The sequence below is a fragment of the Methylobacterium sp. 285MFTsu5.1 genome (assembly GCF_000383455.1).
Lineage (GTDB): Bacteria > Pseudomonadota > Alphaproteobacteria > Rhizobiales > Beijerinckiaceae > Methylobacterium.
The window spans coordinates 1-24,479 of record NZ_KB911314.1; the positions used below are offsets into that span (position 1 = coordinate 1).

At 64.0% G+C, this 24,479-nt stretch carries 14 protein-coding genes and 5 pseudogenes; 6 read left to right on the top strand and 13 right to left on the bottom strand.

The genetic code is table 11. The features are described 5' to 3' along the window. A pseudogene (locus H288_RS34450) lies at positions 1-746 on the bottom strand (IS3 family transposase); the annotation flags it as partial. Between the two features lie 319 nt (positions 747-1,065). Here H288_RS34450 and H288_RS0130325 point away from each other — a divergent pair. Beyond that, positions 1,066-2,190, top strand: a complete 1,125-nt coding sequence (locus H288_RS0130325; protein WP_081636588.1) for a phenylacetaldoxime dehydratase family protein — start codon at positions 1,066-1,068, stop codon at positions 2,188-2,190. A 1,421-nt stretch (positions 2,191-3,611) separates the two neighbouring features. Here the strand turns inward: H288_RS0130325 and bhcD are convergent. The 4 genes from bhcD to bhcA form a co-directional block, all read right to left on the bottom strand. Continuing rightward, the gene (gene bhcD, locus H288_RS0130335; protein WP_020096323.1) at positions 3,612-4,577 is read right to left on the bottom strand and encodes an iminosuccinate reductase BhcD; all 966 of its coding nucleotides are present in this window, start codon (positions 4,575-4,577) and stop codon (positions 3,612-3,614) included. 66 nt (positions 4,578-4,643) lie between these two features. After that, on the bottom strand, positions 4,644-5,807 hold the full coding sequence (bhcC, locus tag H288_RS0130340) for a 3-hydroxy-D-aspartate aldolase BhcC (RefSeq protein WP_020096324.1): 1,164 nt from the start codon (positions 5,805-5,807) through the stop codon (positions 4,644-4,646). Positions 5,808-5,818: 11 nt separating this feature from the next. Further along, the gene (gene bhcB, locus H288_RS0130345) at positions 5,819-6,766 is read right to left on the bottom strand and encodes a beta-hydroxyaspartate dehydratase BhcB (RefSeq protein ID WP_020096325.1); all 948 of its coding nucleotides are present in this window, start codon (positions 6,764-6,766) and stop codon (positions 5,819-5,821) included. Between the two features lie 13 nt (positions 6,767-6,779). Continuing rightward, the gene (gene bhcA / locus H288_RS33195) at positions 6,780-7,967 is read right to left on the bottom strand and encodes an L-aspartate--glyoxylate aminotransferase BhcA (protein WP_020096326.1); all 1,188 of its coding nucleotides are present in this window, start codon (positions 7,965-7,967) and stop codon (positions 6,780-6,782) included. A 188-nt stretch (positions 7,968-8,155) separates the two neighbouring features. Here bhcA and bhcR point away from each other — a divergent pair. Then, positions 8,156-8,955, top strand: a pseudogene (bhcR, locus tag H288_RS33200) (HTH-type transcriptional regulator BhcR). Between the two features lie 214 nt (positions 8,956-9,169). On the opposite strand, the gene H288_RS34455 reads toward bhcR, so the two are convergent. The 7 genes from H288_RS34455 to H288_RS0130395 all read right to left on the bottom strand — a co-directional run bounded on the left by H288_RS34455 (position 9,170) and on the right by H288_RS0130395 (position 17,290). Continuing rightward, positions 9,170-9,865, bottom strand: a complete 696-nt coding sequence (locus H288_RS34455) for a 2OG-Fe dioxygenase family protein (RefSeq protein ID WP_081636589.1) — start codon at positions 9,863-9,865, stop codon at positions 9,170-9,172. A 276-nt stretch (positions 9,866-10,141) separates the two neighbouring features. Continuing rightward, positions 10,142-11,524, bottom strand: coding sequence for a cytochrome c (locus H288_RS0130370; protein ID WP_020096330.1), 1,383 nt, complete (start codon positions 11,522-11,524; stop codon positions 10,142-10,144). 10 nt (positions 11,525-11,534) lie between these two features. Continuing rightward, entirely contained in the window at positions 11,535-13,310 is a 1,776-nt protein-coding gene (locus H288_RS0130375; RefSeq protein ID WP_026605436.1) for a GMC family oxidoreductase, read from the bottom strand. Positions 13,311-13,312: 2 nt separating this feature from the next. After that, complete coding sequence (locus H288_RS0130380) at positions 13,313-13,960, bottom strand: gluconate 2-dehydrogenase subunit 3 family protein (RefSeq protein ID WP_020096332.1); 648 nt, start codon at positions 13,958-13,960, stop codon at positions 13,313-13,315. 100 nt (positions 13,961-14,060) lie between these two features. Next, a complete protein-coding gene (locus H288_RS0130385; RefSeq protein WP_020096333.1) occupies positions 14,061-14,387 on the bottom strand; it encodes a cupin domain-containing protein in 327 nt (108 codons plus the stop codon). A 274-nt stretch (positions 14,388-14,661) separates the two neighbouring features. Then, entirely contained in the window at positions 14,662-15,954 is a 1,293-nt protein-coding gene (locus tag H288_RS0130390; protein WP_043713572.1) for an MFS transporter, read from the bottom strand. Positions 15,955-16,114: 160 nt separating this feature from the next. Next, complete coding sequence (locus H288_RS0130395) at positions 16,115-17,290, bottom strand: alanine--glyoxylate aminotransferase family protein (protein WP_026605439.1); 1,176 nt, start codon at positions 17,288-17,290, stop codon at positions 16,115-16,117. A gap of 144 nt (positions 17,291-17,434) precedes the next feature. Between H288_RS0130395 and H288_RS33205 the strand changes: the two genes are divergently transcribed. Both H288_RS33205 and H288_RS0130405 read left to right on the top strand, forming a co-directional pair. Then, positions 17,435-18,211 (top strand): GntR family transcriptional regulator, encoded by a 777-nt coding sequence (locus H288_RS33205; protein WP_081636590.1) that lies wholly within the window; start codon positions 17,435-17,437, stop codon positions 18,209-18,211. A 583-nt stretch (positions 18,212-18,794) separates the two neighbouring features. Continuing rightward, positions 18,795-21,695: an FAD-binding and (Fe-S)-binding domain-containing protein gene (locus tag H288_RS0130405; RefSeq protein WP_051123806.1), complete on the top strand. Its 2,901-nt coding sequence runs from the start codon at positions 18,795-18,797 to the stop codon at positions 21,693-21,695. 384 nt (positions 21,696-22,079) lie between these two features. Here the strand turns inward: H288_RS0130405 and H288_RS36365 are convergent. Next, positions 22,080-22,390, bottom strand: a pseudogene (locus H288_RS36365) (response regulator); the annotation flags it as partial. Between the two features lie 323 nt (positions 22,391-22,713). On the opposite strand from H288_RS36365, the pseudogene H288_RS34470 reads away from it, so the two are divergent. Continuing rightward, positions 22,714-23,226: pseudogene (locus H288_RS34470) on the top strand (L,D-transpeptidase); the annotation flags it as partial. Positions 23,227-24,183: 957 nt separating this feature from the next. After that, positions 24,184-24,479, top strand: a pseudogene (locus tag H288_RS34475) (transposase); the annotation flags it as partial.

Below are 24,479 nucleotides of genomic sequence, written 5' to 3' on the forward strand. Positions count from 1 at the left end.
GTCCGGGATGATGGTGCCGTCGTGGTTGCGCGGACCGCGCGGCGTGCCGACCCGCGTGGGGGCCAACAGGTCGTGGGCGCGCATCAGGCGCAGCACCCGGCGCTTGGAGGTGCGCACGCCCTTCATGCGCAGCCGTGCCCAGACCTTGCGATGGCCTTCGCCGTGGAAGGGGCTGTCGGTCAGGATGGCGCGGATCCGCAGGAGCAGTGCGGCATCCGGCATCGCCCCGACCGGGCCGGGCCGCCGCGCGGGATCGGACCCGGCCTCCGATCCGAGCCCTGAGCGGGGCGGTGATAGATGCCGGTGGACGGTGGCGCGCGACACACGCCAGATCCGGCACACCCGAGCCAGCCCGTAGACGCTGCCGCTGGCTGGCGAGACGGTCCGGCTCATGGCCGCGACCGCCTGCGGGCCAAAGGGCCGGCGCCACGCGCCTCCAGGGCGGCGACCTTGGCCTCCAGCAGCTCGCGCTCCAGCAGCATCTCGCCGAGCTTGGCCTTGAGACGCCCGCTCTCCAGCGCGTCCGCATCGAGGGGCCGGGTGGACAGGCTGGCCTCGCCCGCCGCCAGGAAAGCATCGCGCCAGCCCGACAAGGTCGCCGCCGTCACGCCCAGGCCGCGCGAGACGCTATCCAGGTCCTCACCACGCAGAAGCCGCAACACCGCGTCCCGCTTGCGCTGCCGGGACATGCGCCCACCCCGGCCAGGTCCGACCGCACCGGCAACCGCTCCTGTAGTCGTCGTCATCGTTCTCACCCCTGAGGCGGAGACCGTCCGCTAACGGGGTGTCTCAAGCAACCGTGGGGCGGAGGACGGGCGAAGCGCCGTGGGCTGTCTGCCGATCCAACGGCGACGCCGCTGCGCAGGAGGCCACGGGCGACGGCCGCGCGAGCGGAAATGAGCCGTCCGAACTCTGGGGGTGCCCAAGCGCGCAGCTTTGGGGCGCGGATCCCCGGGCCCCTGGAGGCGCGCCGGCATTTCTGCAGGCACGGTTGCGCGGATCCGGTGGTGAATCCGCGTCGGAAACGAGGCATCATCCCCCGGTCCAATCCCTGGGAATGTTGCGATGGATGCGAGATCCGCCGAAGCCGAACCGTCTCGCGGCGCACGCGTGCTCGATGCCGCGCCCTCTGAAGCCGTAGGGCCCGCCGAGCGCCTCGCCCCTTTGCGCAAGCCGCCCGGTTTCGCCCCCGCGGTCCAGCGCTGGTCGTTCCTGCTGCCGGCTGGCGAGGCGGGAATGCATATCGCCTTCTTCGGCGCCCAGGCAGAGTCCGAGACCGAACTCGGGCGCCATCCGATGCGGGATTGGATCCGCACCCACCTCGCGGGCCATGTCAAAGGCCCGACCTGCCTCGACCACGCCCGTTCGCGCCTCTCAGGCGGCCGCGTGGAGCACGTCGTTTGCGCCTACTGGGTGTCGGCGGAGCGTTTCGAGGCTTGGCGTGCGGACGCCGAGGTGGAGAACTGGTGGCACGCGCCCGAGCGCCTCGCAGGACCTCACGGAGCTTGGCGGGAAATTCTGTGGGTGCCGCGCGAGCGCCAGGAGAGCATCTACTGGAAGGATTACCCCGCCGGTCTCATGACGAGCCCGGACGTCGCAATCTTCCCGACCCCTTACTGCGGCTATTACGGCGCCATGCGGGATCGGCTTCCCGCCGCCGCGTCCGAGTCGCTCGACGCACCCGATGAGGCCGGACTGGTGCCCTGTCGGGACCGGGTCGGTTACGGGGAGCACTGGTCAGTGCGGCCGCCGCACAACCTCGCCCTGATCCGCTCGGCCAACACGTGGGGGCGCATGGATGCGGAGCAGCGCGCCGACTATGAGGCCAAGCTCCGTTCGCCCCTGGAAGCCGGCATGGAATACTTGGCCGACAACCCACTGCCCTCCGGCTGCGCCTGCATGCGATGGCAGGGAACCACGGACGCGGACGGGCGTGCCGAGCCGGAGGCGCACGCCCACGCTTACTTTCTGTCTCTGCGCCACATGGAACGCTGGGCCGAGGATCACGCCACGCACGCGGCGATCTTCGGGGCGGCCATCCAGCGCTACCGGCATTACGGGCCGCGGAACCAACTCCGGACCTGGCACGAGGTCTACGTGCTTCCGGGAGGCGGCCAGCGCATTGAATATCTCAACTGCGACCCGCGGACTGGTCTCCTGCCCTGGTTCGAGGCCGAGCGCGTCGCCTGAGGAGGCCGCGGCCGTCAGAGTGGCTGCGACGCCGAACGCCCGCGCGGCCACTCAGCCCGTATGGGCGATACGGCCCGGGCCCTGCTATTGGCGCCAGCTTGTTTGCGCGATCGCGCATCGACACCACAACGGCGAACTGAACAGCCATGCCGACGGCCAGGCAGCAGACGTGCGAGGTGAAGGTGGACGGAACGTGGCGCCCCGCCACCCTCGCCGAGGCACGTAGCCTCTACACAATGGCGCAGAAGCAGTGCCTAGCCTGCTATCGTCAAGTCATTTCCACCGGGACGTATGCTGGTGCGGGCCGTTTGAGCCGCAGCGCCGCCGGGTGCACACCGGCTATCCGCTTAAGCCCGAGACGTACACACAGGGGCTGAGCCCGGAGCGCGTGCAGACGCTGATGGGGCATGCCTCGATCCACCAGACGTTTGACCAGTACGGCTACCTGTTCGAAGCGCAGGAAGACGAGGCGGCCATGCTGTCCGGCGTTTGAGGAAGGGCTTGTCGAAAACACTTTATGGAACACGGGGGCAACACGGACCCTGTAATTCGCTAGTTCTGCTTTGAGCTACTTGTAATCATAATTCTCTGCTCGATAGACTATGATCGAACATAAGCCACGCTGTCCAACGCATCCGTATTCAGCTTAAGTCAAGAGTGGCCGGGCCCCTCTTTCTGCAGACATCCTCGGAAGCGTTAGGCTGCGCTCGGCTAGTTCCAGCCTGCCGGTTTCGCACTCTCTTTCGTTGCACCTGATCAGCCATGCACCCAGGGTGCGCGTTGCTTGTCTGCGCGGCGTAGCCGTTGCCGTGCAAACTATTTGCGACAGTCCATAGGCAAGGCCAAGTCTGACCATTTGCGAAGTGCACGCGTCCCGTGTTCAGCCTCATTCGGACCGCTCATCATGCGCAGCGGAATGCCATGTTCTTCCGCGGCAGAGACCGACATCACCGAGTCGCCCGACGCCATCGAATAGTCGATCTCAGGCCCGAGCCACGACGTTCCGCCAAACCGAGGCGCTCTAATTCGTGACAAATTTTGATAACGCTCGAATTACGCTCGGTACTTGGAATACCAGACCTGATTTTTACCACCGAAGTGCTCATAAATTGATCAGTCATGGCGTTAAAAACCTTCCTTTCGCTTTCGCTTAGGTGATTAGTGCTGCACAATTTAGCCATATGATTGCAATTAGTCATTGCGTTGGCGCGCGACAGAATGGCTTCATTGCTGAAATAATGAGAGTAAAAGATCTCGCATGGACTAGTATCACTCGTTTCAGGACCAATCGGATGCCGATCGGCGCTCCTGCAGCTCTCGGCTTCAATCCCTTCGGAGGGTGACGCCTGCGGCTGAAGGCCCATACAAGACTACCGAAAAAGCATTTTGACGTCGGCGGTCTATGACCATGCGAAATGGACTTAAAAATCGATTTCCCTCGCCACCCCCCGAGCAATCGCTAAGTCGACTGCAGTCGATGCGACAGCCAGGTCCTGCAGCCCGACGCCGGTGCCGTCGAACAACGTGATGTCCTCGGGCGACCGACGGCCTGGATGGGCACCGTTGATGACGGATCCAATTGCGACGATGTCGGTGGCAGCTAGCAACCCCTGTGCGACGGCGTGTTGAGCCTCACCGATCGATGTCGCCTGCGCGATCTCGTCGGTGAACACACTGGCCTTGGCTAGGAGTTCGGCCTCGACCTCTTGCTTCCCCTTCGTGTCGGTTCCCATGCAAGCCAAGTGGGTGCCGGGGCGGACCTGCGCGGCCTTCAGGATCGGCGCAAACGACGAGGTGATGGTGATGATCACGTCCGCCTCGGCGCCGAGCCTGTCGAGATCGACCGCCTCGAACGGGATGCCCCGCTCGACGGCAACGGACTCTAGCCGACCGAGCGCCGAGGGTTCGATGTTCCAGCCGACGACTTTCTCGAAGCGCCTTTGGTCGAGCGCGGCACTGAGCTGGAATGTCGACTGGTGGCCTGCGCCGATCATGCCGATGACCCGAGCCTCGGGCCGTGCCAGGTACTTGATCGAAAGCGCGGAGGAGGCCGCCGTGCGCAAGGCGGTCAGCAAGTTGCCTCCCACGATAGCTCGACAGCAGCCCGTATCGGCATCGAATAAGAAGATCGTCGACTGATGGTTCGTGAGTCCTTTCTCGACGTTGCCTGGCCAGAAGCCCCCAGATTTGAGGCCTAGGGCCAAGCTCTCGCGGTCGAAGCCTGATTTAAACCCGTAAAGGGCATCGGCGTGACCAATCGCCTCCCGGACGACCGGAAAATTGTAGGCCTTCCCCTTTGCCATCGAGGCGAAGACCCCCTCGACCGCGGCGAAGCAATCGGCAGGCGAAACGAGCGTGGCTATTTCACGTTCCGATATGATGATCATGGATCGTCCTCATCGCTATACGCGGGGGGCGCCCCCCACGCGTCGAGACCGCGGTCCGTGCAGTAATCAGTAAGCCTTACCGCGAGCCGAGACCGGCCAGAGCGTCTCGACTTTGCCGTTGCGGACACCGACGTACCAATCGTGGACGTTGCAGGTCGGGTCGCAGTGCCCTGGCACCAGCCGCAGCTTCTCGTTGATCTTGAGCACGCGGCCCGAGTCCTCGACGATGCCGTGCTCGTCCGAGCACTTGACGTACTTGACGTCGTCTCGGCCGAAAACGAAAGGAAGCCCGCTGTCGACGGACTGCGCCTTCAGGCCCGCGTCGACCACCGCCAGGTGCGGTTTGGCATGGCTCATTACCGACGTCAGGAGGAAGAGGGCGTTCTCCCATTCGCCACGGTCGATGCGTTGGCCGTCCTTGTCCTGGATGCGGCCGTAATCGGCGTCCATGAAGGCGTAGGACCCGCACTGGAGCTCGTTGTAGACGCCTGAGTTCGACTCGAAGTAGTAAGATCCGGTCCCGCCGCCCGAGACCAACTCGGGTTCGAGACCGACCGCCTTGAGCGCGTCCACCGACTCCTTAACCTGACCGATGGCGGCGTCGAGCTTCGCCTTGCGGTCCTCGTAGCCGTCGATGTGCTGCATCGCGCCCTGGTAGGCCTGCAGCCCCTTGAACGTCAGACCCGGCGCGGCGGCGATCGCTTTGGCGATCTCCACCACCTCCGGGGCCGTCTTCACGCCGCAGCGACCCGCGCCGCAATCGATCTCGACGAAGCAGGCGATCGTCGTCCCGTGCTTCTCCGCCGCGGCGGACAGGTCCGTCACGTTGCTCACGTCGTCGACGCAGACGATCACCTTGGCCCCGTACCGGGGAAGCCGCGCCAGACGGTCGATCTTGACGCGATCGCGGACCTGGTTCGAGATCAGGATGTCCTCGATCCCGGCGCGGGCGAACACCTCTGCCTCCGACACCTTCTGGCAGCACACGCCGACCGCGCCCCCGAGCTGCATCTGAAGCCGGAGCACGTCGACGGACTTGTGCATCTTGCCGTGGGCGCGGTGGCGCATGCCGTGCGCGCGCGCGTAATCCCCCATCTTCCGGATATTACGCTCCAGCGCGTCTAGGTCGAGGATGAGGCAGGGCGTCTGGATGTCCGCCTCGTCCATCCCGGGGATCGCGGGGACGTCGTACCCGACCTCAAGGTCGGCGGCGTTCAAGGGTGCGTTCATCGGTGTTCTCCTCAGTTCCAGGGCAGCTTGTCGAGATCGACATTCCCGCCGGTAATCACCACGCCGACGCGCTTGCCGGCGAACGTGTCCGGGTTCTTGAGTACGGTGGCCAAGGCCACCGCGCTCGAAGGCTCCATGACGACTTTCAATCGCTTCCAGATCAGCTTCATCGCATCGACGATCTCGCTCTCGGAGGCGGTGTGAATGTCCGAGACGTTGTTCCGGACGAAATGCCAGGTGAGATCTTTCAGCGGGACCTTGAGGCCGTCAGCCACGGTGTTCGGCGCGTCATCCGCGATGATGTGACCGGCCTTCAGGCTGCGGAAGGCATCGTCGGCCTGCTCGGGCTCGGCGGCGTAGATCGCGACGCGTGGCGAGAGGGACGACAGCGTCAGGCAGGTTCCGGAGATCATGCCGCCGCCGCCGATCGGAGCCACCACCGCGTCCAGGTCCTCGACCTGCTCGATCAGCTCGGCCGAACAGGTCGCCTGACCGGCGATCACCCACGGGTCGTTGTAGGGGTGGACAAACTCCGCGCCGGTCTTGGCCACCACCTCCGCGAAGACGGCTTCCCGGCTTGTCGTCGACGGCTCGCACTCCACCACGAGCCCGCCGTAGCCCCGGACGGCGTCCTTCTTTGCCTGCGGAGCAGTGCGCGGCATCACCACTGTGCAGGGGATGCCGCGGCGCCCGGCCGCGTAGGACAGGCACGTGCCGTGGTTGCCGCTGGAATGGGTGGCCACCCCCTTTCGAGCCTGCTCATCGGACAAGCCGAAGACGGCGTTGGATGCGCCCCGTGCCTTGAAGGCGCCAGCCTTCTGGAGGTTCTCGCATTTGAAGAACAGGTGTGCACCTGCCAATTCGTCCAGCACGCGGGAAGTCAGGACCGGTGTCCGATGAATGAAGGGCGCGATGCGCTTCCGGGCGGCCAGCATGTCGTCCAGTGTCGGGATGTACATTGTCGTCGCCTCCCTAAGCGGCCAGTTGAGCCATGGCCGATCCCTTGCGGTAGTATTCCTGGGCCGCCGCGACCCCCGCCCCCAACTCGACGGCCGCGCCGAGATCGGCGAGGACCATCTCGGCTGCGGCGATCCCAGAGAGCGCCATGACGTCCGTGAGGCTGCCCAGGTGGCCGATACGGAAGACCTTGCCCGCGAGCTGGCCCAGACCCGTCCCGAACGCGACCCCGTACGCGTCCTGCGCATGCCCCACGAACCGGTCGGAATCGACACCGTTGGGCAGGAGGATCGCGGTCACGGTGTCCGAGTACAGTTCCGGCCTGGCGGCGCAGACAGTCAGGCCCCATGCGGCGACCGCTCGCCGGACGCCTTCCGCGATCCGATGGTGGCGCGCGAAGACGGTCTCAAGCCCCTCCGCGAGAAGGAGGTCGGAGGCCACCTTCAGGCCGTTGAGCAGGCCGACCGGCGGCGTGTAGGGGAAGCGGCCATTGCCATAGCTGCCGCGCATGTCGCGGATGTCGAAGAAGGTGCGCGGCAGTTGGGCGTGCTCGGCGGCCTGCGCGGCGCGCTGCGAGCACGCGACGATGGCCAGGCCGGCGGGCAGCATGAAGCCCTTCTGGCTGCCGGCGACTGCCACGTCGACGTGCCAATCGTCCATCCGAAAGTCCATGCAGCCGATCGAGCTCACGCCGTCGACGAACAGCAGGGCAGGATGTTTTGCCGCGTCGAGGGCTCGCCGTACCGCCGCGATGTCGGAGCGCACGCCGGTGGCCGTCTCGTTGTGTGTAGCGAGGACCACCTTGATTGTGTGCCCGCGGTCGGCCGTGAGGATTTCCTCGTACCGGTCGGCCGGGATCCCTTCACCCCAGGACTGCTCAACGACCTGCACGTCGAGCCCGTGGCGATGGCACATGTCAATCCAGCGATGGCTGAACATGCCGTTGCGCGTGGCCAGGACCCTGTCGCCGGGGGACAGAACGTTGGTGATGGCCGCCTCCCATCCACCGGTTCCGGTAGAGGGGAAGACGAAGACCTCAGCCTGCGTCGTCTTGAGGACGCGCCTTACGCCTTCGAGAGCTGGCCGCAGGATGTCGCCAAAGATCGGACTCCGGTGGTCGATCGTCGGCATGTCGACCGCCTTACGCAGCACCTCCGGAATATTTGTTGGACCCGGGATAAAGGTCGGATTCTGGCCGCTCATCTTGGCTCCTCCAATCTCCGCATCGTAGCTCGGTAAACCAGAGCTGTAAATTTTTTTGGAAATGTTTTTCATTCGACGCAATAGCACCGTTTTATGCATTTAAATCAGCCGTTTGAGATTTTTTATTGCGCCGCTCAAACTCTCGTGCTGAAAAGTTTTTTCATCGCAGGGAAGGTGGACCAGTCAACATGACGATTCGACGAAGAGGATGTCCGAAGGGCTCGAAGGGCGCTGACGGAAGCCCCGGCATTCAGGCTTTGGACCGCGCTCTCGACGTGATGGAGACGCCCGCCAAGAAGGCATCACCCTGTCCAAACTCGCCGCGCGTCTGGGCCAGTCCGCGGCGACGATGCATCGCGTGCTGACGACGCTCGAGCAGCGCAAGTACATTGAGAGTGAACCGAAGACTCAAGATTGGTTCGTCGGCCCCGCAGCCTTTCGTCTGGGCTCGGCGTTCCTCAGGCGCACCAACATCTTCGAGCGGAGCCGTTAAGTGATGCGAGACCTGATGATGGCGACAGGCGAAACCTCGAATCTCGGCATCGAGCGCAACGGCGAGGTGCTGTTCGTCAGTCAAGTCGAGTCTCACGAGACGATCCGCGCTTTCTTCCCTCCCGGCGCCAGTTCCCCGCTCCACGCCTCGGGCATCGGAAAGGCGCTGCTCAGCGGGTTCGACGAAGAGCGTTTTGAGAGCTTCGTTCGCCGGACGCACCTGACCAGTTTCACCGACAAGACGATCGTCAACGCCGATCGGCTGCGAGAGGCTGTTCGACAGATCCGCCGACAAGGCTATTCTTTCGACGACGAGGAACGGACTACCGGTATGCGGTGCGTTGCGGCATTCATTTCGAACGGTTACGGCGAAGCGGTAGCCGGCATTTCCATCTCGGGCCCGACACCTAGGCTGCCCGATGACAGGATTCGTGAGATCGGCGCGCGGGTGGTCGAGGCGGCCCGAGAGGTTTCGCGGCGACTCGGAGCCGAATGAGGCACCGCCACACTCTGGCTTCGCTGACCGGTCGTCTCGCGGACAATCGCGGTCATCGGCCCCAGACAGGCCCACGACATCTATCGGCGGGGAGCTCCGCTCTTCGCCAATCGACTTTCGCGACCACTGGGCGGCGGGCGTCCACCGAGCACGCCGATCCTGGTCGACGGCCGGAATCGGCGCAGACGGGTTCGTCGGGGCATGCGACAAGGGATTACGACCTCACAAAGGTCAAGACGAGGACGTCTCGATGGGCTGCGCGACTAAGGTCGAGGACCGTGATTGGACTCACGCCGTGCATGAGTCTGCGATCGTCCATGAGGATCGCTTCGAGGGGGGAACTCATCTCGATCCGAGCTATGTCATTGCCGTGCGCATCGGTCAGGGCCGTCGCTCCACCCGAGACGTTCTCCCGATCGACCAACAAGGTGACGACCCAATCGACGCCGTCGCGGTGCATCCCTTCCGGGGTCGGCAACCCCCTGCCGTCGCCTTCCGCAACGATCCGAAACTGATGCATCTCGATATGCCAAGACGGGGAGGCGACACATCTCGACGCGTGTTCGAATATGCGCGTGAATGCTGAGATGAAGCATCTCAACAACGCGCTCTGCCCAAAATCATTGGTAACCGGCGCAAATTTTCGCGAAACACCGCCATTCAGTTTGTTGTGCACCAACTTCTGATAGTGCGGAGCGTCCGGCAATCTATGTACATCTTGCCCACGAGCCCGGTAAATCGCATGGCGCCGGAAGCGGTATCGCCCGCCGTCGCCCATGAACGCGTCACGCTCAAGATCGGCCCAGGTGTTGGAGAAGGCATGCCATCCGGCATCACCGTCAACGCCGACGATCCGGGCGACATCGGCCGAGGATAGATGGATGAATCCACTCTCGGCTAGAGCATCCACCGCGCGCTCAGAGGTCGCAATCGGAGGTGATATAGGATGTGTGGACAATAAAGACCTCCCCGATTTGTCCAAGACGGTGGCTTTTCTAGCGATCGAAACGGCTATTTCTGCGACAGATTACCTCGGTCGAGATGATAGATATCGTCGCGAAACTGCGCGTTGCCATCCGACGTCGACCATGCGGTGATGTATGTCCAATACTAGGAGCCGAGCTCCCCTCCCTGTCGGATCGTCGCGGACTCATCAGACCGGGTTCCGTCATCCCGTGGCATTTCGCTAGCGCCCCTCGATCGATGTCGCCTGACGCTGGACATCGTAGTCGTCACGGTTGCGCTCATGCCGGAGCGCGCGCCTCACGTTCGAGGCGAAGCTGGCCGAGACCGGCCCGGCGGCATTGCCCCAGGATTGGCGAACGAACGTCGCGAGATGCGCGACCTCCTCGTCGCTCAGCCGCCAGCCGAACCCCGGCATGCCGAGGTTCGACGGCGCGGCATGGGTCGAGGCCATTACACTCCCGTCGAGGATCAAACGGATTAGGCTGACCGGGTCCGCCGAGTGCACGGTCGGATTGCCGGCGATCGTCGGGAACGCGCCGGAGACGCCGAGACCGTCGGTCCTGTGACATGCGGCGCAGTTGTCGACGTAGAGTTCGGCGCCGCGCCCGGCCTCGTGACCTCGGGCGAGGTCCCGCGCCGTGCTTCCGTCAGGCGCATAAGTTGCGGTCGTGGGCCCGGCTGCCAGGGTCTTCAAGTAGATGGCGATTGCTTGCAAGTCGGCCGCGTCGAGGTGCTGCGTGCTGTGGACCACGACGTCATTCATCGGGCCACCGACCACGGCGTGGCCGCGGTTTCGACCTCCGCGCAGCGTTTGGACAATGTCGTCGGCCGACCAGCGACCCAACCCCGTGGAGTGCTCTCCGCGCAGGCTGACCGCGAACCAGCCGTCGACGACTTGTCCGCCCGAGAGATAGGCTTGGTCGGTCTCGTCCAGCGCCTTCTCCTGAAGCGTGAGCGCGCGCGGCGTGTGGCACGCGCCGCAATGGCCGGCCGCCTGCACGAGATAGGCGCCGCGTGCAACCTGAGGGTTGGCATAGCGGCCGGGGTCGAAGGCCGCCTCGCCAGAGCGCGCGAACGCTTTGCGCCAGAGGGCCAAAGGCCATCGGATCGACAGCGGCCATGTGATTTCATTGGCGCGTCTGGCCTCACGGACCGGTTCGACGCCCTGCATGAAGAAGGCGTAGAGGGCTCGCACGTCCTCGTCGGTCAGCCGCGCATAGGAGGGATAGGGCATCGCCGGAAACAATGTCGTGCCGCCCGGCACGATACCGTGACGGATCGCCCGGTCGAAATCGTCGAGGCCATAGGCGCCGATCCCGGTCTCGCGATCGGGCGTGATGTTCGTGCTGAAGATCCGTCCGATCGGTGTATCCATGGGCAAGCCTCCAGCGAACGGCTTGCCCCCTGGCGCCGTGTGGCAGGCGACACAGTCGCTCGCAGTGGCGACGTAGCGACCGGCCTCGATGAGCGCCCCATCCAGCCTCTGATCGGCGATCCGTCGCGTCTCGGTCGGCCACAATGCGGCGGCGTAGGTGGCGCCGAGCCCGACAAGCCCCAGTAAGGCCACGCCGAGTCCCGCCTTGAGGATGCGCGGATGCTTCATCGGACGCACCTCACGCCTGGACCAGGGGGCCGGGATTCTTCAGGTACTGGGTCCGGATCGTCTTGGCGGACCAATAGGTGAGCGCACCGACCATGCCTGTGGGGTTGTAACCGTTGTTCTGGGGGAACGCGTTCGCGCCGGGCACGAAAACGTTGTGGACATCCCAGGATTGAAGATATCGGTTGAGAGGCGAGTTACTGGGGTTCTCGCCCATAATCGCACCGCCGCAGGTGTGCGTGCTCTGGTACTGCGTGACGTTGTACTTCGATCCCGGTTTCTTCGACTCGACGGCCATCGATTTCGGATTGAGGACGGCACACATCTCCTTCGCCTTGCCGACGAGGAACTGCGCCGCCTTGATCTCGTCATCGTGCCAGTTGAACGTCATGCGCAGGAGCGGCCGCCCGAACCCGTCCTTGTAGGTCGGGTCGAGGTCGAGATAGCTGTCGCGGTAGGACATGCAGGCGCCCTGCACCTCGTAATAGAAGCTGTGCCGGAACACGTCCCGCACGCCTCGCTTCCAGGCGCTGCCCCAGTTGGGCACACCTTCCGGGGTCTTGATGCCGCGCACAGGGCCGCCCCCGGGCTGCCGGGCCCAGATCACCCCGCCTCCGACGAACCCGGCCTTGGCGTTGTCGAGCTGGTTGCCGTTGAGGTCGTCGAACACCGCGCCGCCGCCGCCGATCCCGACGAAGCGATTGGCCTGCACGTCCTTGTCGAAGAACAGGTCGATCCGGTTGAGGTTCTGGTACGAATAGTTGCGCCCGACCGTGCCGGTGTTCGACACCGGGTCATAGGGCGTGCCGATGCCCGAAACGAGCATCAAATGCACGTTGTAGAGGGAAAAGGCGCACAGCAGCACCAGCGAAGCCGGCTGCTCCACCTCCTGTCCGGAGGCGTCGAGATAGGTCACACCCGTCGCCCGCTTGCGATCGGAGTCGAGGTTGACCTTTATGACGTGGGCATTGACCCGCAACTCGAACTCCTTGCGACGGCGAAGCACCGGAAGGATGTTCACGTTCGGGCTCGCCTTGGAGTAATTCAGGCACCCGTAATCGCTGCAGAACCCACAAAAATTGCACGGACCCATCTGGCATCCGTAGGGATTCGTGTAGGCATCGGACGTATTCGAAGCCGGGATCGGATAGGCATGGTAGCCCATCTCGTTCGCAGCCTTGTAGAACATCTCGGCACCGAGATAGTTTCTGTTCGGCGGAAGCGGAAATTCACGCGTGCGGGATCCCTCGAATGGGTTTCCGCCCGCGACTTGCTGGCCATTCAACACGCCCGCCTTGCCGGAAGTCCCGCACACGTACTCGAAGTGGTCGAAGTGTGGTTCCAGCTCGTCGTACGTCACAGGGAAATCCTGGATCGTCATCCCTTCGGGTATGAAGTTCCGACCGTATCGCTGCTCGATGTTGCTGCGCAGGCGAAGATCTTCCGGGAGCGCGCGGAAGTGGCATCCGGACCAGTGACTCCCTGCACCGCCCACTCCGGTTCCGGGCTTGAACGAGCCCATCTGACGGTAGGGTACTGCGACGTCGTTCACGCCATGCCGGATCGTCACCGTCTCGCGGGACAGGCTTTGCAGGTAGCGTCGGTGCACCGAACCTTCGAGCTCATCGACGACGCGCGGGTAGGAGAAATCGGGCTGCGTATCGCGGTCCGGGCCGCGTTCGAGCACGACGACGTGAAGGCCGGCGTCGGTAAGCTCCTTGGCCATGATCGCTCCGGTCCACCCCATGCCGACGATCACGGCATCGACGGGTTTTCTGACAGTCGTCATGGTCAGGCCCTCCGGCCGGCGAGATCGACAGGAGGAAGTGGATAGGGCTTGTCGCGAACCTCGACCCAATCGTGGAAATCGGCCCGCATGCCGGGGTAACCGATCATCTTCCACGAGCCCATGCCGCGGTTTCCACCGTGCTTGGGATCGCTGAAGTACCCGTTGCGCACCTCGGTCAGGAGACTGACGAAGAAGGTGCGCGACGGTACATCGTCGAGGGCAATCTTCGCCGTCTCGAGGCCGCGAAGCACGTCCTCCTGCTGTGCGAATCCGAGTTCGGCGAAGCGGCGTCCCGAGAACGAGGCTGCGCAATGACGGTCCACGGCGGCCATGCCGACGCGGATGATGTCACGCAAGGCGAGGCGTCCCTGGTAGCCGAATTCCGGGGGGGCCTTCAGGAAGGGTCCCTGCATGTACCAGATGTCGCCGGCCGCGTAGGGCGTCTGCATGTGACGGTCGAGGAACTCCGGGACGCCGAGCTCGACCGCCCCCGGACCGATCTCGTCATGGGGGATCAGGCGATCGCAGGCCGCGTGCAGGAAGGCCCATTCAGTCGCATTGAAGAAGGTCGGCACATACTCGACCGGCGTCGTCGCGACGGCCCGTCCCGCCAGCGGGACCGACGGGAGAAGTGCCAGCGTCCGCAGCAAGCCTCTCCGTGACGGCTGCTCCGTTCCGCTCTTTCGATGGACGCTGTCGGACATCAAAGTTCTCATCGAAAGTGAACAAATGCGTTCGCGTTCCGAAGTCTTAAGGAGCAGGGGCCTGCAGGGGCTTATCCTTGTCGACCACGTAGACGGACAGGATCTTGATCGTCCTATCGGCTGCGACCGTGTATCCGGCATGCGGGACGCCTCGCGGGTTGATGCCGTGCTGGCCGGCTATCCGGTCCTGGTCCCCCTTGCCGGGGGCGGAGACCGTGCCGCCTTCGAGGACGTAGAAAATCTCCTCGCCGTGGTGGAAGTGGCGGGGCGAGGTTGCGCCGACCGGGAACTCCACGAGTTGGACGATGATCTCCTTGTTCTCGACCCCGGACACGGGGGCTCGGCTCAACTCGGTCCGCCTGATCTCTGTCATCGGTTTCTCCTGCGATCGTCCGGTTTCGAGTCCGGCTAGGACGAAGAGAGCCGCGAGCACCGCCACGTGTCTCGCGCGGAACGCTCGCCTCGGCGGCGGGGGAGCTCGCCGTCCGTCGCGGTCGTTCATGAGGGCCGTCCTGTGTCCGGATGGGGCTCGTCGTCTCGCCGAGGGCCGACGAGGAAGCGTGGAGCGGGGGCTCGAAACATCCGCGAGACCTGCGTACCCCCGCGTGGGGCGCCGACCCAGCCGACGTCCCGGGATCATCGAGCGCTCATTGGGCCGGCACGCCGACGGGCACAGGGGAAGGCTCCTCCTTGAACGGCCGCTCCGGGTGTATCGTGAAGGCCATCCCGGCCCCGAGAACGAGCAGCCCGATGGATCCGGCGAAGGGCAGTACCCAGTTGCCCGTCAGGTCGACGATCAGGCCGAAGGTCAACGGCGAGACGATTGCAGCTAAAGCTGAGCCGAAGTTCATCAGGCCGCTCGCCGTGCCCGCGTACTGGGGCGCAATGTCCATCGGCACCGACCAGATCGGACCGATGACAAGTTCGAGGAAGAAGAAGCCGCCGGAGAGAAGGAGCGCGATCAGCGTCAACTCCTTCGTGAAGAAAACGCCGCCCAGGCACGCGGCGGCGCCAAGCATGCCGAAACAGATGACGTTCCGTCGTGCTTTCTGGAGGTCGCCGGTCTTCCGGAGGATCTGGTCCGAGATAACGCCGCCCAGCGTGTCGCCGACAACGCCCGCGAAGAACACGCCGGACGCGAACAGGGCAGAGTTCTTGATGTCGAGCCCGTAGCCATCCTTGAAGAACGACGGCAGCCAGTTGAGGTAAAGCCACAGCGACCAGCCATAGCAGAAGTAAGTAATGGTGACGGGCGCCATGCGCGGCACCAGCCGCCGCCACGGCACGTGCGGCTTCAAGCGCGCAGCAGCGTCGCGGACCGGGAGACGATCCAGGTCCGCCTGGGTGATCGCCTTATGCTCGCGCGGGTCGTCCCGGTAATAGATGTACCAGACCACGACCCAAGCGAAGCTGCCGATCCCGAGGATTACGAAGGACTCGCGCCAGCCGAGCAGCGTCATCAGCAGCACGACGATCGGAGGTGTCACGGCATTGCCGAGCCGGGCGAACGCATGCGTGATGCCCTGCGCAAAGCCCCTTTGGTCCTTGGCAACCCAGGTCTGCATCGCCCGCGTCGCCGTGGGGAAGGTGGCGCCCTCGCCGAACCCGAGGATGAAGCGTGCGAGGAACAGGGACGTCACACCCCCGACAAACCCGGTCGCGATGGTGGACGCCGCCCAGATCAGGCCGCAGATGAAGAGGGTGCGCCGTGCGCCCCACTTGTCGGCCATCGCGCCTCCGATGATCTGGAAGACGGCGTAGGGATAGGCGAAGGCCGAGAAAATCAGGCCGAGTTCGGTGTTCGAGAGACCCAGTTCCGCCCTGATGGCAGGGGCCGCCGTGCCAACGTTGACGCGGTCGACGTAGGTGATGAAGTACATCAAGCAGAGCAGAAACAGCACCATGCCCGGCGCCGTGATGCGTCGTGGTATTGCGATCATGTGGTTTCCTCCTTGGCGCAGGCCGTGCCCGCCGGATCTTGACGTCCGGTCGTTGCCAGCGGCGGATTGGTATTCTGCGGGCGCACCGAACTAGGCGGTGGATCACTGGAAGCTGTGGTGAGACCCCTCGATTCTCAGTGACCTGCTGTCGCGGCCACGCTCAATCGTCGAGGGCCGAGCGCAAGCTCGTCATCGCTGCGAGGACACCCCCGCGCTGGTGCGGGATGTGGGCGGCATGAAGCCCCATCTCGACGCCGGAGAGCGCGCCCATCAGGGTCAGGTCGTTTGTCTCGCCAAGGTGGCCGATGCGGAAAACCTTGTCGGTGAGCTTACCGAGGCCGGCACCGAGGGACATGTCGAACCGGTCAAGCACGACCTTACGGAAGACGTCGGCACCGGTGCCGTCTGGCATCATCAAAGCGGTAAGCACGGGTGAGTACTCGGTTGGCTCCTGGCACAGGACTTCGAGGCCCCAGCCCTGCGCTGCCGCGCGGGTAGCGGCGGCGAGACGCTGGTGGCGGGCGAAGACCTGAGGCAAGCCTTCCTCGCGCAGCATCGCGATGGCCTCACGCAGGCCATAAAGTAGGGTCGTTGCGGGGGTGTAAGGGAAGAAACCGTTCGCGTTGGGCTTCAGCATTTCTGCCCAATCCCAGTAGGAGCGCGGCAGGGTGTTGGATCGCGAGGCGGCCAGAGCTTTCTCCGAAACCGCGGTGAAACCTAGGCCAGGGGGGAGCATGAGCCCCTTTTGTGAACAGCTCACCGTGACGTCGATCCCCCACTCGTCGTGGCGCAGATCCGCCGAGCCGAGGCCGGAGATTGAGTCGACGAGGAACAGCGCGGGGTGGCCCGCCCGGTCGATTGCCTTTCGGATCTCAGCGATCCGGCTGGTGACGCCCGTCGAGGTCTCGTTGTGAACTACCATCACCGCCCTGATCGCCTTGGAGCGGTCTTCCGAGAGCTTCGCCTCGACGATCGCGGGATCGGCCCCCCGTCGCCAGTCAGTTGAGACGAACTCCACCTCTACGCCCCACCGGGCCGCCATCTGACGCCAGAGCGTCGCGAACTGGCCTGTCTCGAACATTAGAACCTTGTCGCCCGCGTTGAGCGTGTTGGCGATCGTCGCCTCCCACGCCCCCGTCCCAGAAGACGGGTAGATCACTACGGGCCCATCCGTCTGGAAGACGGCCTTGCATCCTTCCAGGACCTCCTCGCCAAGCTTTTTGAAGTCCGGCCCTCGGTGATCGATCACCGGCATGTTCATGGCTCGCATGACGCGCTCCGGCACTGGGCTCGGACCGGGGATGTGAAGGAAATGTCGTCCGATGCGTGAGCTCATGATGGCCTCCCAGCCGCGCAGAGTGTTGCATGCATGATTCGCCGGTGGGTTGGATAATTTGCATTCATTTTTTCGGAGAGCAAGTCCTTTCTGACCCGACTGCCGATAATCGACGGTCCGCACACTCGCTGCTATGTGTGTGCCATGCCACCAACCGCCCTCGATCATGCTTCGGATTGCTCCGCTTCCACGCAGGACGCTCCCGCTACGCCCGTGCCGGCGAAATCGACGCGGGATCGCGCGCAGCTCAGAGCGGAGGCGAGTCTTGCCTCGCTCCATGGAGAGGTGCTGTCGCGCCTGCGGGACTTCATCGTCGAGGGGAGCCTGAGCGACGGCGCCCGCGTGCCCGAGCGTCAGCTCTGCGAGGAGTTCGGTGTCTCGCGCACGCCCCTCCGCGAGGCCTTGAAGGTCCTGGCCTCGGAAGGGCTCATCGACCTTCTTCCGAACCGTGGCGCGCGCGTCCGCCGCCTCAGCGAGCGCGAACTGACCGAGCTGTTTGACGTCATAGGCGGGCTCGAGGCCCTGGCCGGGCGCCTGGCTTGCGAGAAGATCACCGAGGCCGAGTTCGCCGCGATCGAGACCCTGCACCACGAGATGTACGGCTTCTATCTGCGCCGCGATCTCAATGGCTACTTCGCCCGCAACCAGGCAATCCACGAGGCCATCGTCGCCGCTGCCGGGAACGAGGCGCTTCGTGCGACCTATGTCGGCTATGCCGGCCGCATCAAGCGGGCACGCTACTCCGCCAACCTTGACGCGCACCGCGACCGCTGGGGCGAGGCGATGCGCGAGCACGAGGAGATCCTCGATGCCCTCCGCCGCCGTGCCGGACGAGAGCTGAGCGACATCCTGTTCCGACATCTGCGAAACAAGCAGCGTGCCGCAGTCGAGCATGAGGCGCCCGCGGCCGTCGAAGTTTAGGTCGACTAACCAGCGCGCTCCTTCTGCGCGCCTTTTTCGGCTCGTTTTGTCGGCACGAGCTGCTCCTGTTGGTGATCTGCGGCATTAGCGCTCCCGATACCGTAACGTGCCGTGGCATGCGATTGGATGCCAGCGCGCATGAAATCGTCACATAAACAGAATTTTTTGAATGCATTTTGCAAAAGGTTGGCGTAGCATCTCATCCAGAGAGTGCGGGGCTGAGCGCATCTGCTCAGCTTGGCTCTGGGTTTCGCCGACTCGAAGCCGTTCTAACGCATCCCGTTGGGATCGATGATCCACGCAGACCTTCGGAACTCTCGGCAACGAAAAAAGATCGGGAGGTTTCAAATGTCAATGTATTTCCAAGATAATTCCGGCGCGCTGATTCCAGAGCACGCTACATATATTTTAGAACTGCTGTCATGTTTGCGAGACTGAGATCTCTGACGGTCGATCTGTGATTTTGTGTCAAGCGTATACCGGCAGGTAGGCTTCCACGGGAGCCGAGCAGCCGGGCAAAAGCCGACGTAGTTTGAACCCGAAAAGTGTGCAGGAAGCCTCGATGACCGGCCGATCGCAATCCATGGCTAGATCCAAGGATCTGTCGCGGGCTTTGTCACGCGTGCTCCAGGGCGAGGCGCGCTTCGACGCCTTCACCCGCGGGCGCTACGCCACCGATGCCTCAATCTATCAGATTATGCCGGCCGGCGTGGTGCTGCCGCGCTCGGCGGAGGACATCACCGCGACCTTGCAGGTCGCGGCCGAGTATGGCGTCCCGGTCATCATGCGCGGGGGCGGCACCTCGCAGAACGGTCAGCCGATCGGCTCAGGTCTCGTGATCGACTGCTCGCGCCATTTCAATCGGGTGCTTGACTACGATGCCCAGGCAGGCATCGTCACCGTCGAGCCGGGGCGGGTGCTGGAGCGCCTGAACACACACGTGAAGGGCGACGGCTGGTTCTTCCCCGTCGAGCCCTCGACGGCGACCCGCTGCACCATCGGTGGCATGGCCGGCAACAATTCCTGCGGCGCCCGCTCGCTGCGCTACGGCACGATGCGCGACAACGTGCTCGCCATGCGCGCTCTGCTGCATGACGGCGAGACCTTCGCCTTCTCGCTCATCGGCAACGACGCCACGGGCGTCGCCGGTTCGTCGCGGGTCGAACATATTGCGGCGCGGATGCTGCAACTCGCCCATGACAACCGGGACGAGATCGAGGCGCGCTACCCCAAGGTGCAGCGCCGGGTCGGCGGCTACAATCTCGACGCGCTGGTGACCGACCGGCCCAACCTCGCCCATCTCCTGGTTGGGTCCGAAGGAACACTGGCCGCGACCACGTCGGTGACGCTGAAGCTTTCGCGCCTGCCAAAGCACCGGCTGATGGGCGTCTGCCACTTCCCCTCATTCCGCGCGGCCATGGAGACGACGCAGCACATCGTCGCCCTCGATCCGGTGGCGGTGGAGCTGGTCGACAACAACGTACTGGTGCTGGGGGCCGATATCCCGCTGTTCCGCACCACGCTCGCCGACATCACCCGTGGCAAGCCGAACTGCCTGCTGCTCACGGAATTCGCCGGGGACGACCTCGACGCCCTTAAGCGTGACCTCAAGCGCCTCGACGCCTGCATGGCCGATCACGGCTATCCAGACGCGGTGGTCGAGGTCGTGGAGCCGTCCCGGCAGAAGTCCGTCTGGGAGGTGCGCGAGGCGTGCCTCAACATCATGATGTCGATGAAGGGCGACGCGAAGCCGATCTCGTTCATCGAGGACTGCGCCGTCCCCCTGGAACACCTCGCCGACTACACCGACGCTGTGACCGAGGTCTTCTCGAAGCATGGTACACGGGGCACGTGGTACGCCCACGCCTCGGTGGGCTGCCTGCATGTCCGCCCGATCCTCAACATGAAGGAGGGGAGCGACGTCCGCCGGATGCGGGCGATAGCCGAAGAGACCTCCGAACTCGTCCGCCGCTACAAGGGCTCGTACTCCGGCGAGCACGGTGACGGCATCTCACGCTCGGAATTCGTGGAGCCGTTGTTCGGCGGAACGCTCACCCGCGCCTTCGAGGCAGTGAAGGACGGGTTCGATCCAGAGAACCGGCTCAACCCCGGCAAAATCGTGCGGGCGCCGAAGTTCGACGACCGCAGCCTGTTCCGCTTCAAACCGGATTACGCCGTGACGGCGCCCGCCGAAACGGCCCTCGACTGGTCCGATTGGGGCGGCTTCGGCGCGGCGGTCGAGATGTGCAACAACAACGGCACCTGCCGGAAGCTCGCGGGCGGGGCCATGTGCCCCTCCTACCGGGTGACGAAGGAGGAGCAGCATCTTACGCGCGGCCGAGCGAATTCATTGCGTCTCGCCATCTCGGGTCAGCTCGGGCCCGAGGCTTTCACCAGCCCGGACATGAAGCGGACAATGGACCTCTGCGTGTCCTGCAAGGCCTGCCGCCGGGAATGCCCCACCGGCGTAGACATGGCCAAGCTGAAGGTCGAGTTTCTGCATCATTATCACGCTCGTCATGGGCTGCCGCTGCGAGAAAGGCTGATCGCGGAGCTGCCGCAATACGCCAAGCTCGCGAGTACGGTCGCCCCCCTTCTCAACTTGCGTAATAAGATGCCGTTGCTCGCACAGCTCGCCGAGCGTGTCCTGGGGCTCTCGGCGCGCCGCTCCCTCCCCGAATGGCGTCGGCCTTGGTCCGAGACCGGCGCGCCTGCTTCCGTGTCAGAAGTGTTGGGCGACGGGCTTGATGTTGTCCTGTTCGGGGACACCTTCAATCGCGCCTTCGAGCGCGAAAATCTCGAGGCGGCTGAGCGCGTGCTGCGGGCAGCTGGATACCGGCTGCACCGGGTCGCGTCGCCGGATGGGGGGCGGCCGCCCTGTTGTGGCCGGACTTGGCTCGCCTCAGGCCAGACCGATCAAGCACGTCGAGAGGCGCGTCGAACCCTCGATGCATTGGCACCTTTCGCCGAAGCCGGTGCGCGAATCGTCGGGCTGGAGCCGTCGTGCCTGCTAACCTTCCGCGACGAGTTCCAGTCTCTCGTGCCAAGTCAGGCGGCGAAAACTCTTGCGCGGCAAGCGGTGTTACTTGAGGAGTTGCTTGCCGTCGACCTGCCCCTGGGCCGCGTTAAACTGCGGTTGAAGGATCATGGAGGACAGGTGGCGCATCTACATGGGCATTGCCATCAAAAGTCCTTTGGAGCGATGCCCGCCGTCGAAACGGTTCTGCGCTCCGTGCCCGGACTGGATGTGAGGGTCATCGAGTCGAGCTGCTGCGGGATGGCGGGCGCGTTCGGCTATCGGGCGGACACGCTCGACGTCTCGCTGGCGATGGCGGAATTGTCACTGCTGCCAGCGCTACGAAAGGCGGGTCCAACCGATCTCCTAGTCGCTGACGGCACAAGCTGCCGGCATCAGATCCATGACGGGATTGGGCGCGACGCAGTGCATGTCGCTAGGATCCTTGATGATGCGCTTATGCCATGAGCACACCGCATAGTACGGCGATCCCTGACCCAGCTGGAACGCAATCCAGCATTTGTGCCAAATCTCGTGGATTGCAGCCGATCCGACAGCATCGCCACTTCGCAAGCTCGCATCATAAAGAGGTTGATTCTGGACCGCTCATGGCACCACTGCAATTGCATTGAGCTCTATCAATAGCGGCAGCAGATTTGGCGCGTGAGCCGCGACGCCCCGAGCCCGCCATCGCCGCCGCGTGGATGCCGCTTAAGCTCCCGCTCGTGCAGGCCGCCCGCCACGATCGCCCTGCCGCGTCGAGGACCCCGATGGCGATCGACCGCGTTATGCTAGGGGGCGGATACAACACGAGGGGCGCGGACTGATCCAGCGCCAGCCCCCGCCGCCCCAATCGAGGTCGGAGGGCATACCGAGATAGTCATCGGCCTCGCTGTCCAACCCCGCAACCCGGTCCGTCACGGCGTCCCGCGCCGTCAACAACACCGCCGGGGTTCAGTCCCCTGCGGCGGAGGCCGCGCAACACGTCGAGACCTGAGCCATCGGGCAACATCAGGTCGAGCACGACCGCGGAGAACACGCTTGTGACGAGGGCCGCATCCGCGTTCGGGCAGTTGTCGAGGCAGTCAATTGTCGCCCCTCCCAAGCCAAGCCCTGAGGCTGCCGGATAGAATGGGGTCGTCCTCGACGACGAGGATGCGCATGCCTGCCTCCTTGAAGTCCCGTCATCGTCCAAGCTTGGCTTAAGCTTGGCTTAAGTTCCGTTTCCGAACCGAGGCAGACCGAGTTGTTGCGGATCCCGGTGGTCACTCATGCCAAACTTCCTCGCGCGGATCATCCTCGTCGCCGTTGCCTCGACCCTGGCGCTGGCCTGCTCACGAAGCCATGATGCTCAAGCCGGTCACGTGCACGTCATCGCGAAGGCTGACCTTAGAGACCGGTCGTGATCCGGTCGTTTCGGTACGTCGCACCCTCTCTGCTGCTCGCCTCAGCGCTCGAAGCCTGAACGGCTTCACGGGACTCCGACCTGCCAGATACCAGGGTGGGATCGCTGATCAGTCCCGGTGTTTTACGCCAGTACGCCGCGATCACCGATCGAGCCGTTCCCGGTTGCCGCCGTCAACCCGCGAGACCTGAAGGTCCGCAACGTCCGTCACGTCGTCGACAATCCGACCCGGGGATCAACGGCACGATCGTGGTCGATCCGTATCGGCGCCTTCTCTAGCTCGTTCCGGAGGCCGGTCAGGCGATGCATTACGGCGTCGACGTCGGTAAGGCCGGCTTCGAGTTCACCGGCACGGCGACGGTCGCTCGCAAGGCCGCGTGGCCGCGTTGGACACCAACGCCCGACTTGCTTCGGAGCGGAGCGGGCCATGGGCCGGCGGGCGGGGAACGCAACCCGCTGGGCGCGCGGGCCCTCCACCTGAGGATGGCAAGAACACGCTCTATCGTATCCACGGCACCACGGAGCACCGGCGAAGCGGTCTCGTCAGGATGCGTCCGCATGCTGAACCAAGACGTGATCAACCTCTATCGGCGCGAGTCGACGTTCTGGGTCCTGGCGAGAGCGCGGCAACGGCGGCCCCTGAAGCTGATGAACCAGGCCTGGAACGTTCGTAAACCGCAACGGGCGACGATCACCTCATGCAAGCGGATTTCTTATCATCGCTGACGAGCTGCACGGACTGCCTTTGTCCGGCCCAAGCTCGTCGCCGAAGGCAAAGACGGTGATCAGACAGCGCCGCGTCAGTCGGGCTTAGCCTTGAGGGCCAGGACGGAACTGGGGCTGTGAATGCGTCACCCCTCCCAATGAGAGATCAAGCTATGAGGCGGAGCGCGCGAAACGATGATCCGGATTACGTCGTCAACGCTCTCGCGGGTCAGCGCAACATCTGGGCACAGGTCGCGTGCACAGGCGCCTTGTTAGTGGTGCTCCTGCTTATCTCCGCTGTTTGCGAACCGTCAGCTGCCTTGGTCACACCCAGCAAAACAATCGATACTCGATGCCGGGCCGCGCATATTTCACATGACGGGCACAAGATCATTTCCGCTCACCAAACCGTCGAACCGAACTGAGTTCGACCCAAGACATCGAGAAGTAGCATGCGAAACTGATGGTTACCATCGGCAGGTCACAGGATCTTAGATAATTTTATATTTTATTGTGTCGGATCTTGTAAGTTCCATTCAAGGGCTGCGTTCGAATCTTTTATGCCCTAAGACCATTTGGGATCCAACCGGAAAGACAGCCGGATACAGAAACTCCACAATAGCCTGCTGTGCAGTCATGGCGTGCTCGGCCGCCTAGTCGAGCGCCGACTGTCCAGCGGAGGGCTCGATCTAGCCAAACGTGCCGACATCCATCCGCAGCCTGTCGATGTCGATCAAGATGCCACTCCCGATTGTTAGAACCCGTCCGATAAGGGTCTGAGGCGGGGTTGAGTGGCCGGGATGGCGATGGTTCCAGGCGGGTGCTGAAGCCTGACCTGGACCTGCCATGTGGACCCCGACCACCCGGCGGCAGCATAGCCGCGCGGGCCTTCGCTATGAAACTGACCTGACCGATGCCGAGTGGGCGGTGATCAAGCCGCTGATGCCGAGGCCTGAGCCGCGCGGGCGGCCTCCGGTCTGGACGACGCGGGAGATCCTAAACGCGATGGTCTCACGTTCTGCGCGGCGGTATCGCATGGCGGCTGATCCCCAAGGATCTACCGCCGCGTTCGACCACGTTCGGCTACTTCAGCCGCTGGCGCGACACAGGGCTGTTCGGCCGGATCAACCACCACCTCGTCA